The sequence below is a fragment of the Aequorivita xiaoshiensis genome, assembly GCF_022008395.1.
Lineage (GTDB): Bacteria > Bacteroidota > Bacteroidia > Flavobacteriales > Flavobacteriaceae > Aequorivita > Aequorivita xiaoshiensis.
The window spans coordinates 25,282-38,427 of record NZ_JAIRBB010000012.1 but is presented as its reverse complement, the minus strand read 5'-3'; the positions used below and the strand labels follow the sequence as shown (position 1 = coordinate 38,427).

The 13,146-nt window shown below is 33.3% G+C and carries 10 protein-coding genes and 1 riboswitch; of the genes, 3 read left to right on the top strand and 7 right to left on the bottom strand.

Features of this window, described 5'->3' with window-relative positions; all coding sequences use genetic code 11:
• Positions 1-99 precede the first annotated feature (99 nt).
• Entirely contained in the window at positions 100-573 is a 474-nt protein-coding gene (locus K8344_RS11880) for a 6TM ABC transporter family protein (protein WP_237608905.1), read from the bottom strand.
• Positions 574-944: 371 nt separating this feature from the next.
• Between K8344_RS11880 and K8344_RS11875 the strand changes: the two genes are divergently transcribed.
• Positions 945-2,357 (top strand): glycosyltransferase family 2 protein, encoded by a 1,413-nt coding sequence (locus K8344_RS11875; RefSeq protein ID WP_237608904.1) that lies wholly within the window; start codon positions 945-947, stop codon positions 2,355-2,357.
• Positions 2,358-2,502: 145 nt separating this feature from the next.
• On the opposite strand, the gene K8344_RS11870 is transcribed toward K8344_RS11875, so the two are convergent.
• Together K8344_RS11870 and K8344_RS11865 are read right to left on the bottom strand one after the other, a co-directional pair.
• Entirely contained in the window at positions 2,503-2,919 is a 417-nt protein-coding gene (locus K8344_RS11870) for a response regulator (protein WP_237608903.1), read from the bottom strand.
• Complete coding sequence (locus K8344_RS11865; protein WP_237608902.1) at positions 2,916-4,367, bottom strand: sensor histidine kinase; 1,452 nt, start codon at positions 4,365-4,367, stop codon at positions 2,916-2,918. Before K8344_RS11865 ends, K8344_RS11870 begins: the two co-directional genes overlap by 4 nt.
• 164 nt (positions 4,368-4,531) lie before the next feature.
• On the opposite strand from K8344_RS11865, the gene K8344_RS11860 reads away from it, so the two are divergent.
• Positions 4,532-5,095 carry a response regulator gene (locus tag K8344_RS11860; RefSeq protein ID WP_237608901.1) on the top strand — a complete coding sequence of 188 codons (564 nt, stop codon included), beginning with the start codon at positions 4,532-4,534 and terminating at the stop codon, positions 5,093-5,095.
• Positions 5,096-5,153: 58 nt separating this feature from the next.
• Here the strand turns inward: K8344_RS11860 and K8344_RS11855 are convergent, their stop codons facing one another.
• From K8344_RS11855 to K8344_RS11840, 4 genes are all read right to left on the bottom strand, one after another.
• A complete protein-coding gene (locus tag K8344_RS11855; RefSeq protein WP_237608900.1) occupies positions 5,154-6,749 on the bottom strand; it encodes an FMN-binding glutamate synthase family protein in 1,596 nt (531 codons plus the stop codon).
• A gap of 682 nt (positions 6,750-7,431) precedes the next feature.
• Complete coding sequence (locus K8344_RS11850; protein ID WP_237608899.1) at positions 7,432-7,626, bottom strand: hypothetical protein; 195 nt, start codon at positions 7,624-7,626, stop codon at positions 7,432-7,434.
• Between the two features lie 244 nt (positions 7,627-7,870).
• The gene (locus tag K8344_RS11845; RefSeq protein ID WP_237608898.1) at positions 7,871-8,818 is read right to left on the bottom strand and encodes a T9SS type A sorting domain-containing protein; all 948 of its coding nucleotides are present in this window, start codon (positions 8,816-8,818) and stop codon (positions 7,871-7,873) included.
• A 23-nt stretch (positions 8,819-8,841) separates the two neighbouring features.
• Complete coding sequence (locus K8344_RS11840) at positions 8,842-10,134, bottom strand: DUF5074 domain-containing protein (RefSeq protein WP_237608897.1); 1,293 nt, start codon at positions 10,132-10,134, stop codon at positions 8,842-8,844.
• A 314-nt stretch (positions 10,135-10,448) separates the two neighbouring features.
• A riboswitch (cobalamin riboswitch) is annotated at positions 10,449-10,681 on the bottom strand.
• A gap of 189 nt (positions 10,682-10,870) precedes the next feature.
• On the opposite strand from K8344_RS11840, the gene K8344_RS11835 reads away from it, so the two are divergent.
• Entirely contained in the window at positions 10,871-13,039 is a 2,169-nt protein-coding gene (locus tag K8344_RS11835; protein WP_237608896.1) for a S46 family peptidase, read from the top strand.
• Positions 13,040-13,146: the final 107 nt, after the last annotated feature.

Sequence of the window (13,146 nt, the reverse complement as noted above, 5' to 3'; positions counted from 1 at the left end):
TTCTAACGTATTAAAACAATACGTATCGCCACGTACTTATCAGGTACTAATACTCAAAATACAGCTACAAAATCCAATTTAAACCTTGTTTCCAGCGAATTAATCTAATCGGCTTCCTGCGTTTTCACGTGCCCAAACTCTGTAATTTTTAAATTGAGTTTCACTTAGTATGTTACTTAAAATATTGTCTTGAAGTTCGGTGCGCTCAAAGCTATTCATTACCCTATTTCGATTGTTTTTGTTCCAATTTTGCAAAGTTCTATTCCATTCATTATTAAATTTTTTTACTTGCTCCTCCGTCATAGCGAGATCTACAAACATTTTTTGATTTCTAGCCTTAGCAGCTTCTTCAATCTGTTTCCTTGACAATTCTTTGTTAGGAGTTTCAGTAGATAACTGTTGGGATCTATTGGACCTATCGCCTTTAACAGCTACATCAGTGTTTGCTCTACCTCTGTTGGTAGTTTCAATCGGATTTGAATTAGTGTTTGTATCCGTATCGGTTTTTGTTACACCGCAAGCAGTAAACAGACCCAATAATGTAAGTAATGGAAGGCTTTTAATGATATTCATAGTTATTATTTTAAATTTATTTTACTCTTAAACATTAAAATTGTTCGTTTTTCCAATAGTCGAAAAAACGAACAAATTAATACTAACTTACGAAACATTTAGATCTTAACTAGTTTCCGATATTAGTAATTATAGCAATTATTACTCCATATTAAATATTGAACAATAATCTACACAATCTAGACTCACTTACGATCCAAACTGTATAATTGGATATCCAACTGTATAAAATCTATACACTTTTTGTAGCCTTAAATCCCTAAAATCTCTATAAAACCTAGCAAATTCCACACGGCACAACAGTTGCTAAACACTTCCTCGAATTGATAAACAATTTTTAAAAGCGATTAAGAATCAATTAAGGATTTAAAATGAACAACAACACACAAGACACTTCAGGAAATCATTTAGATAAATCTACAGAACATGTAGCTATTAATTACACTAGTCAAAATAAGTCGGTTTCACGTACAAACCCTTGGGGGATATTTGTGCTTGCTAGTACGTTCTTATTAATTTTTATTGCTACTTATCTCTTTTTCTATTTAGATACTGACTTTGCAAATTTTCGTGAAGAACGTATGAGCTCGACCCTTGGTTATGCATTTTTAGTTATGGCTACTGCTCTTTTAGTCTTTAAAGCTGGGTTCTTTATTTATACTCTTATTAGATATTTCAAATACAAGGCTATAGCATCTGTAAGCGATGAGGAATTACCTACTTGTACAGTAATAGTCCCTGCTTACAATGAAGGGAAACAAGTGTGGGAAACACTAAAAAGTTTAGCCAACAGTAACTACCCAGCAGAAAAATTACAATTATTAGCTATTGACGATGGGAGTAAAGATGATACTTGGCGTTGGATACAACAAGCCAAAAAGGATTTAGGAGATAGAGTTACTATATTTCAACAACCTAAAAACAAAGGTAAACGTCACGCGCTTTATCGTGGATTCAATATTGGGACTGGAGATGTGTTTGTAACTGTAGATAGTGATTCTGTTGTAAATGAAGATACTTTAAGAAATTTGGTTAGCCCGTTTATGCTAGATGAAAAATGCGGGGCGGTAGCTGGAAACATTCGAGTATTAAACAACAAAAAAGCGCTTTTACCAAAAATGCTCGATGTAAGTTTCGTACTTAGTTTTGAATTTGTACGTTCTGCAGAAAGTAGTCTTAACTCGGTATTATGTACTCCAGGAGCATTAGCTGCATACCGCCGAAGTGCTGTTTTTGCTGTACTTCCTGAATGGATAAATCAAACATTTATGGGGAAACCATCAGATATAGGCGAAGATAGAGCCATGACGAATATGATATTGAAACAAGGTAATAAAGTCTTGTTTCAACGTAATGCTTATGCTTATACTAACGTACCTGAAAATTATAAGGGTTTATATAAAATGTTCATTAGATGGGGCCGAAGTAATGTGCGCGAAAACATTGAAATGTCTAAATATGTATTCACTAATTTTAGAGAGGAATCAAAATCTGGAATACGTTTATTGTTTATAAGTCAATCGTTAAAGATTATAATGAGCTATCCATTTATTCTGTTTATGTTATTCTTTATAGTAACACACCCGATATTGTTCTTTAGCTCTACGTTATTCGGAATTCTTATATTCTCAAGTTTTCCGATGTTATTCTATGCCAAACGATACAATATTTCAGAATCTTTTTGGGCGTATTCATATAGCATATTGTACACTTTTGCATTATTCTGGATTACTCCTTATGCAATCGCTACTGCTAGTAAAAGAGGCTGGTTAACGCGAGGATAACAATTATAAATTTAGATCCGACAGGATTTCTGGCCAGCACCTAATTGACCAACTATTTATGTGCTGGCCTTTTTTATGGCTGTATTTAAAGAAGATTAATAAAAAAAAAGGCTATTTCAATACACCGCTACTCGAAAAGCCAAGATTAGGTAAGGTATTTTTTTAAATAAGTATCTATTATAGTCTTAAGGTAATCTTCATTAAGGGGCTTGTTATAAAAACCATGAACACTTTTAAATTCCATAGCTCTAGTTTTATCTCTTTCGTCTATTGAATTACTTAGCATTGTAAGCACAACTTCTCCTTGCTGAGACACCGAAAGTTTTTCATATTCTTCCAAAAACTCCCATCCGTTCATTCCTGGCATATTGATATCCAAAAATATCAACGTGGGCTGAGGGTGTTTACCGTCTAGTTCACTTTTTAGATATTCTAAGGCTTCATGTCCGCTATAGCATATATGAATATTATCGCTTATACCCATTTTTTTGATCTTTCGAGCGTGATAGAAATTATCACTTTCCGAATCGTCAATAAGCAATACATTTTTTAATTTTTTCATATAGTTATTTTTTTTAAAGTAAAATGAACAGTGGTACCAACTCCAATAGTAGAACTTACCCAAATGTTACCCAAATGAAGTTCAACTATTTTCTGACAAAATGCTAAACCTATACCCTGACCTTCATAGTCTTTATTGCTATTAAGCCTGCTAAACATATCGAAAACCTTAGTAAAATCTTTCTCAGGAATACCTATTCCATTATCTTTTATATGAAAGTTGAAATAGTTATCTGTTTCGTCGAAAGATATTTTAATGTTAGGTTGCACCTCTGGTTTGGTGAATTTTATAGCATTAGAAATAAGATTTTGAAATAATTGTTTTATCTCAATTCTGTATCCTGTTATTGTTGGTAACGGGTCGTGCTCTATTACAATTCCACGTTCTTCAATTACTACAGCGAAATCATCTTTAATTTTTTCTAATGTTTCATTTAAGTTCACTTCCTCCATCTGACCGCTTGTACCAATTCTGGAAAAAGAAAGGAGCCCGCTAATAAGGTTTCGCATTCGTTCTACTGCCTTATTTATAAAGTTAAAATACATTACAGCTTCCCCTTCCACTCGTTCCGGGAAATCTTCTTGAAATATTTCTAAGTAGTTTGAAACTGTACGTAATGGCTCTTGCAAGTCGTGGGAAGCTACGTAGGCAAAATGATCTAATTGTTGATTTTTTACAATAAGAGACTCATTTAATTTAGCTGCCTCTTCTATTGCCCTTTCTTTTGCTTTAATCTCCCTTTGCTTCTCGGCATTAGAAATTTTTAAATCTTTTAAGGTATGTTGTAAATTTTTGTTTGAACGTTCTAAATCGGACTGTGTTTGGAGAAGCTCTTCTATCAAAGGTCTGATTTTTTTTATTAAGTTAAAAAGACTTAGGAAAACGATGATAGTAGCAATCCCCAATCCTGCTAGAATTATAAGTTTCCAAGTAGTAAACTTTCTAATTCGCTTATCAAGAATAACATCGGCCGTTATTAAAAGATCTTTCAATATTGATGATACGTCATCATTAAAATGAACATCGCGATGATTATCATTCTCAATTGAAGATAAATTGGAAGTTGGATTTAATAAAATACTGTCTAACAATTTAAGGTTAGCATCCATTTTAGCCTCAATCGTATTTACCTGATTTACTTGTTGTTCTGTTTCACGAACTAAATATCTTAACGATTTTAATAATGAGTCGTATTCTTTTTCAGCTAACCTGAATTCTTCTTTATGCTTAATATTATTAGTGTATCTATAGGTTAAGCCAAAGCTCTCCATTTTAGATATTGTTGAAGAAATTTGATCAATATTGTTTTTTACCTTCCAACTTTCAGCAATTTCATCGGCAGAATCAGCATTTTGCATAAATGAAAATCCTATTAAGATAATCACAAGAATAAGCGAAGAGACTAGTAATATAAAATTAGTTAAACCAACTTTTCTAATTCTTTTCATAGGCAAATGGTATAAGTTGTAAAAAAAATACAGCTATCCTTTCAAAAGTAATGAACTAGATTTACATGACAATAATCCAAAAAATAATTTCAAATAATCCACCGTAAGTATAAAATGACCAAATAATTAGATAAATTTACTAGTCTAACCCCAACCTATCCAAGATGGCTTTACCTGATAATATGAATTTTTTGATAGTTGAAGATTTAGTATCAGATACTTTTTTACTTCAACGACAGCTTAAAAAAATTTCAGTAAATCCTGAAATTCGATTTGTAGATAGCGAGATAAGTTTAATAAATGCTTTAAAAACATACATTCCAGATATGGTTATTACCGACTTTAAACTTGTAGGAATGAATGCATTTGATGTAATTAGAATTTCTAAAAATTATAACGACAATATTCCAATAGTAGTTATCACAGGAAATTTAAAATACGAAGGAGATAAGGATGAATTATTAAAGAGTGGTGCCGAAGGTTTTTTTCTCAAAGAACCTATTAATACACTTAATGAAAGATTACTCCCGTTATTTGAGACTATTATAGCAAATAGTCAAGATAAAATGGACCGTATAGATAGGCAGAGACGAAAATACGATTCTAGCAAATCTCATAGCGACTTTTTAAGAGAATACACTTTTGGTGATGATAATGAAGATGAGGATAAAGAGAACCAGAAAGAACCAACGATATTAGACAAGATAATGAACCTATTTAGGAAATAAAAAAGAGTCTGATTCTACTATAGAATCAGACTCTTTTTTGTCTTTAACTTATTATCGATTATGGGTGAATTCCCCAACGGTTTTTATCGGCGTAAGCGAAATCCATCTGATACTTTTTAGGAATATCACCATTTAGCATAGAACCTTCCTTAATAGACGGGAATAGCTCTTCGTAAGTAATCATTTCATTTAATGATACTCTTCTATAAATATGAGTACGTGTAAGATTTCTAGTTTCATCTACACCGGTAGCTCCTAATAATTCCACGAAATTCTTAATTGTTTTTTCGTGATAATTAGCAACACGAGTTTTCTTATCTTCTGGAACCAAACCTACTGTTAATTTAGGGTCTTGAGTAGTAATACCTACAGGACATTTATTGGTGTTACAAAGTAAAGCTTGAATACACCCAATAGCCATTTTCATACCTCTCGCTTGGTAACATCCGTCTGCTCCTAAAGCAATAGCACGAGCAATATGGAACGCAGAAGTAATTTTACCTGAAGCAATCACCTTAATATGTCTACGAATATTCATACCATTTAAGATGTTATGCACGAAATCTAAACCATCTAACAACGGTGCACCTACATAATTACTAAATTCTGGTGGTGCAGCTCCAGTTCCTCCTTCTCCTCCATCTACAGCAATAAAATCAGGATATAAATCTAGTTCTACCATTGCTTGGCATATAGCTATAAATTCACTTTTATACCCTATACACAATTTAAATCCTACTGGCTTCCCTCCCGATAGTTCTCTTAGTTTTTGAATAAACTTCACCATTTCCATAGGAGAGTTAAATGCAGAGTGATACGGTGGAGATACTACTTTAACGTGTGGTTTAATATGTCTAATTCTTGCAATCTCCTCCGAGTTTTTCTCAGCAGGAAGTATTCCACCATGCCCAGGTTTTGCTCCTTGAGAAATTTTAAGCTCAATCATCTTAACATTAGGATGTTTAGCTTTTTCTGCGAATAATTCAGGGTTAAACCTTCCATCTTCGGTACGACATCCAAAATACCCTGTTCCAATTTGCCAAATTAAATCACCTCCGTGTTTTAGGTGATAGTCACTTAATCCTCCTTCGCCTGTATTATGGGCAAAATTACCAATTTTTGCACCAGCGTTTAAAGCTTCTACAGCATTGGAACTGAGTGCTCCAAAACTCATCGCAGAGATATTTAAAATACTAGCAGAATACGGTTGAGTACAATCCTTATTTCCTATAATTATACGTGGATCATTATTTAAGGTATCGAAAGCTTTTGGTGCTATTGAATGACAAATCCATTCGTAGCCTTCTACATATAGATCTAATTGGGTTCCAAAAGGAATGGTATCTCTTACACCTTTAGCTCTCTGGTACACGGTAGAACGATCGACCCTGTGAAAAGGACGGCCATCAATGTCAGATTCAATAAAGTATTGATACAATTTTGGACGAAGTTCTTCAAGCACATAACGCAAACGACCGAACACGGGATAATTTCGCATTATTGTATGCCGCGTTTGAAATACATCGTAATACCCTAAAGCAGTAAATAGGAAAACGATTACAAAAAACACATACCATGAAGGGTCTAAGTAGTAGCCTAATGCAAAAGTTATTATAAGCAAAACACTCGAAAATATAAAGAATTGAGTACGCATAATTGGGATTTATTGAAATTGGGTCTATGTTTTATAGAATATATTAGCTCTTATAAAATATAAAATTCTGATAATCAGTAAGCTGTAGATTTTAGATATTAAGGACCAAATTACAACTTATTTCTCAAGATACTAATATGAAAATAGAGTTTTTAAATGCATTAATTTAATTGATAAATAAATGCCGCTAACTTCAATTCACTTAGATTCCATTCAAAATAACTGTAATTATTAATTCAACAATAATAAGTTTTCTACATGACTGAATAAAAGAGCAAAACTAATTATTCAATACCTATTCAACAACCAAATCACGCCCTTTTAACTTGCAATTATGCTAATTGATTGAGAACAAATTAGGTTAGGTTAAAATCATATGTTTTCACCTTGACTTTCCTAAGAAAACATCAATAGTTTCCAACAAAACCATAGATAATATAAAAAGACAATTCTCAATTTTTAACATATAAATCAAAATATATCGATGTGTTTTGTCTTCAGTTTTTAAATTAATATTAACAAAAGGAAAAGCTTAAATTTTAGCAAATAATATGTGGACCAGACTTCAATTAATTAAGTATAATTTAGTAAAATAAAAAAGCTTCCAAATTATTGGAAGCTTTTTTAATATCTTGGATATTTAAGATGTTTCTTAAACTAAAGGATAGAGTAATCTAATGAACTAAAATGTATATCGTATATTTTTAGATTTTTTCTTATTTACCGTTTTATGTCTTTTCTTATTCCTGCCTTCTACTGTAAATTTCGATTTATTATTATTTTCATCACGGGTTTCATTTTTGGATAACTTTAGTTGTAAGTTTAATTGAGCTATCAAACTTTCAGTTGTACTGCGAAGTATATCTATCCTATTCATAGCATTTAATTTGTTAGTTTTTATTTCGGCAATAAAATTAACACGAATAATATTAGATTTACCCTACATAACATTTTCTTAATCCTTAATTATCATAAACTTAACATTATGACCGTGAAATTGGAATTTCAATATTTGATTCAGATGCAAGAACCTCGGTTTTAAATTGAAATCTCATCTATTTAAGATCTGAACGTTTAAATTGACAAGAAAATTAGCTCCACTTTTATTCTAAACTTGAAAATTATCGCTTCAAAAATCGATACTGACTAATTTTATCACTAGATAACAACACCAATACATACAACCCATCTTGTAAGTTTGACACATCGAGAAAATCTTCTTTATGCAAATTTTTAGAATACACTAATCGTCCGCCCAAATCGTAAACTTCAGCCTGAGAAGAAGTTGATTGTCTGATAAAAAGTTGAGTAGTAACAGGGTTAGGATATAACTGAATCAAAACTTTGTCAATTTCATCTATCCCCAAAACTTGTTCATGTATTACTCCTACAGCATCCAAATCAAATCCACCTGAATGAAATGGAGTTGTAAAAGGATCGTTTATAATATTTCCATGACTATCATAACTTGCATAATTGATATCTAAACTGCCTACAACATCTATTATTTTAATATGAGTAATGGTACCTTTATCAAGTAATGGATCATCTTGTAATTCTGAAAGGTCGAATGGCGTTCCGAACATCGCTCGATATTTCCCGGCTAAGTTATTTATATAAGTCGGATCTAATTCATCAAATCCTTCCACTTGAATCTCTGTTTGAGTTTGGCTATGAGAAGGAAATCTAAAAAAATCAATTCCGTTGGAGCTTACTTCAACAAAAGCTAATTCTAAATAAAAATCACTAAAGCTATTTTCAAAAACGGCAAAATCAAAACCAGGGCCATCTTTTATAGGTTTATCAAATGTTAAAATAGCCTGCCCCCCATCTCCTAAGCTTACCGCACTGTTCGTAGCAGGACCTATTGCATTATCGGGCTCACCATAAGTTGTAAAGTTACTACCGTTAGCCTGATAATCCGGATTCGAAATATCTACATATCCCCTTTCAATACTTACACCTGTCGCCCAAGAAACAAATAATCCGCTATCGGCTGCAATTGCTGTTGACCCAACCTGGCCGGCTGCAGGCGCATAACTTTGCGACTGTAGCCAACAAGTAGTCATCAGAAATAAGATAAAAATTACCCTCATTTTACAATTAACTTCTCTGTTAAAATAGTTCCTTCATAAGTTATTTGCACTAGGTAAACTCCAGCTTTTAGGTCGTTTACTTTTACTGCTTCATTGCTATAAACTCCAGCTTTTACCATTCTTCCTGATGTATCGTAAATTGAAAATTTTGCCATTCCATCAATATTGAGGTTGAAACCATCTGTTGCAGGATTAGGGTAGATCGCGATGCTATTCGCTACAAAATCTGACACGGATGCTGTTTGGGCTTCATATTTATATACTCCATTTGGTAGTTGGCCTACTGTGTATTCTGTTTCAAAACTTCCATCTTCATTATAAACAAATACTTTCCCATCATTCACATAATTTACAGCATCGGTTAAATATAGCTTATCGTTTATTTTATTAAAACCATAAGGAATTAGAACGTTGTTTGATGACGTAATAATAAATGGTTGAGCTGGAATTTCAGTATCTGTTAAAGCCATTTTATAAATATTCCTATTTAATACATAGTAAAGATTAGTAGAATCGAGGCCCAAAAACTCTGGATGATCTAAACCTGTAAATGTGAATTCTTCAGTGTTCTGATAGTCATTTAAACTAATTTTTACAATCTTCCCAGATGTTTCATTTCCTGAATAACTAGGATTTCCGGTGCAAAGAACATAAAGGAAGTCATCGTCAACGCGTAAGGCTGAAGGCACATCGCCCACAGCTACCTCAGTAACCTCGTTGGTAATAGCATCAATAATTGAAATAGAATTCCCAAAACCATAGCCTCCTTGATGCGCAACAAATAGAACACCATTTTTCTCAACTATTTCTTCTGGCCCTTCAGAAACTGGAATAGTTGCAACCACCTCATTTGTAGTTAAATCTATAACAGCAACATAATCGTCTGAAACATCTCCTGGATCACCCCAATTTGTGACATATCCTTTGTCACCGGAAAAAGCAATATATCGAGGATAAGCCATTTGGTCTGTGATGCTAGCAACCAATTCAAAAGTTGTTCTATTCATCACTTTCACCTCATTACTATAATTTAAAACGACATAAGCAAAATCCTCTGTAAACCCCATTCCTTGACCAGTATCACCTAATGCCATACCCATGTTTTGATTTGAAAAAACATTATTTTCTAATGCACCATTTGAATTTAAAAATGAAACTGAAGCTGTTTCAGTACCTATCATACCTTCGTTTAAGATAAATATTCCATGCTCATAGTTTTGAGAGAAACCACTAATACTGAATAATAAAGTTGCGACAGTTGTAAGTAAGTTGTTGTAATAATTTTTCATGTTCACTTTTTTATAAAATTTATTTAGAATTGAATTTATTTGAGATTTAGTCTGCCTATGATCACGCAATTGAATTACAGATCAAGTTTAAATCACTTCTGATTTGCTTTGATTTACAGAAATCCAAACAGGAGTTTTTAAATACATCTAGGTTGATTAATTTGATAATACCTAAGTGTTTATTTTGAAAATATTTAAATGCAGTTATGCCTTTTCTCTGAGCGAATCTCAGAAAATGGATAGTAATACAAATAATTAATTTACAGCAGTAATTTTTCATAAACCTGTAGCTTTTTACCCGAAAGCCATTGTTTTAAGTTAGTTGTTATTTGGCAGGTCTCCTGGCTCGCGTTCTGTAATTTTCCTTCCCATTGGTTCACCAACAGTGGATTTTGAAGTTTTAATTACAGACATCCCAATCTTGGGACTCAGCTTACAGTTGCGGGAACAGCTCAGGCTTTTATTAAGTGCAAAAATTCACTTTTCCTGATTCCCTTTTAATTGTACTGAAGTTTTTCAGCAACAAACCAAATGTGGCGCAAAACTAATTAAAATTTCATTGTGAATTTTTACAAAACAAGAGATTTTCAAAATTGTAAAACGACTTATATATACTAATGGTTATCAATGAAATAAGGAGCCAAAATGAAGGCAAAACAAGTTATAGTGCTCAAAAATCTTCAAAATTGTCGTGGTATTCTTATCTTGCAGACAATTATTCTTTAAAAATTATTCTATGAAATTATTACGTGTACTTTTTATCTTTTTATCCGTCCCTCTCTTTGCGCAGCAAGGTGGTATGTGGATTCCTTCGCTCTTAGAAGGAATGAATGAATCTGAAATGGAAAATCTAGGGATGAAAATGTCTGCCCAAGATATTTATGATGTTAATAACGCTAGCTTAAAAGATGCGGTACCACATTTTAATGGCGGTTGTACTTCAGAAGTTATTAGTAACCAAGGACTTTTACTAACTAACCATCATTGTGGTTATTCACAAATTCAAAGTCATTCAACATTAGAAAACGATTATTTAGAAAAAGGTTTCTGGGCAATGAACTTGAAAGAAGAATTGCCAAACCCAGGAGTAACAGCAACTTTTATCATTAAAATTGAAGATGTTACCACTCAGGTGATGAATGGTGTTACAGAATTAATGCCTGAAGCCGATAAGCAGAAAAAAATAGAAGAAAACATCGCTCAAGTTTCACAAAGCTTCCCGAAAGAAGCTTGGCAAGAAAACCGAGTACGTACATTCTTTGAAGGAAACCAATACATGCTATTTGTGGTTGAAACTTTTAAGGACGTTCGCCTAGTAGGAACTCCACCTTCATCTATTGGAAAATTTGGTAGCGATACCGACAACTGGATTTGGCCACGCCATACAGGTGATTTTGCACTTTTCAGAATTTATGCAGACAAAAACAATCGTCCAGCAGAATATTCGGAAGACAATGTACCTTATACTCCAAAGCACTTCCTTCCAATTTCATTAGACGGAGTAGCCGAAAATGATTTTACTATGGTGTTTGGATTCCCAGGAACAACCGACGAATATTTACCTTCAGTAGCTATTGAGCAAATTATAAATACGATAAACCCTGCTCGTATTGCAATTCGCGATGCTGCCTTAGCTGTACAGGATAAATATATGCGTGCCGACCCACAAATTAAAATTCAATACGCATCAAAGTTTGCACGTATCGCAAACTATTGGAAAAAGTGGCAAGGGGAAACACTTGGATTAACAAAAAGTAATGCCGTTGGTATTAAACAGCAACAAGAAAAAGCGCTTACTAACCAAATAAACAAAAAAGGAAAGCAAAATGAATACGGAAATTTGCTACCACAATTTGAAAAATATTACGCTGAAATTGAACCTTACATTTTAGCTCGTGAGTATTTCTTTGAAACAGTTTTAAGGAATGTTGAATTACTTCGCACTGGATTTCAAGCTTATCAGCTCACACAAGTATATGATGCTAGAGGGGCTCAGTCTTTTGAAGATAGAAGAGATAATATGGTAGAGAGAATGTCTGGCCATTATAAAGACTACAGTGCAAAAGTTGACAAGGAAGTTTTTGAAGCTTTAATTGCTATCTATGCTGATAAAGTTCCACAGGAGTTTTTACCTGCTTCATTTAATAACATTGATTCAAAAGCACTAACTGAAGAGGTTTACAGTAAGTCTGCTTTTGTAGATTACGACTCATTGAAGAAACTATTAGAAGGTGACGCTGAAACTGTAATTTCAAATCTTAACAACGACCCAGGTTTTAAAGTTGTGAAGGATATGGCAGAAGCATATTTCGAAAAAATCGCTCCTAAATATGAAGAAATTCAGCTAAATATTACTGGATTACAACGTGACTATATGAAAGCGTTGATTGAACTAAGCCCAAAAGAAGATCGAATTTTTCCTAACGCAAATGGGACACTACGTGTTACTTACGGAAAAGTAGCAGGTTACTCTCCTGCTGATGCCGTTTATTACGAGCCAGTAACACATCTTGAAGGTGTTATGCAAAAATACATTCCAGGAGATTATGAGTTTGATGTACCTCAAAAATTAATAGATTTATACGAAGCTAAAGATTACGGCCAATATGCCGAAAATGGAAAAATGCCTGTAAACTTTATCGGTACCAACCACACTACAGGTGGAAATAGCGGTAGCCCTGCTATCGACGCACACGGAAACCTAATCGGCCTAAACTTCGACCGCGTTTGGGAGGGTACAATGAGTGATTACTATTACGACCCTTCTCTTTCAAGAAACATTATGGTTGATATTCGCTACGTATTATTTATTGTAGATAAGTATGCGGGCGCAACAAATCTTATTGATGAAATGAAACTTGTTCACCCTAAAAAAGGAAATAAGAAATCTAAGAAAAGAAAGTAATAAGCCTCAGATAATTACTACAAATATTATTTCAATTAAAAGCCCCCAACGAAAGTTGGGGGCTTTTTAAATTCTATTCCACTTACAAGCGATTTGCAGTTAATGCT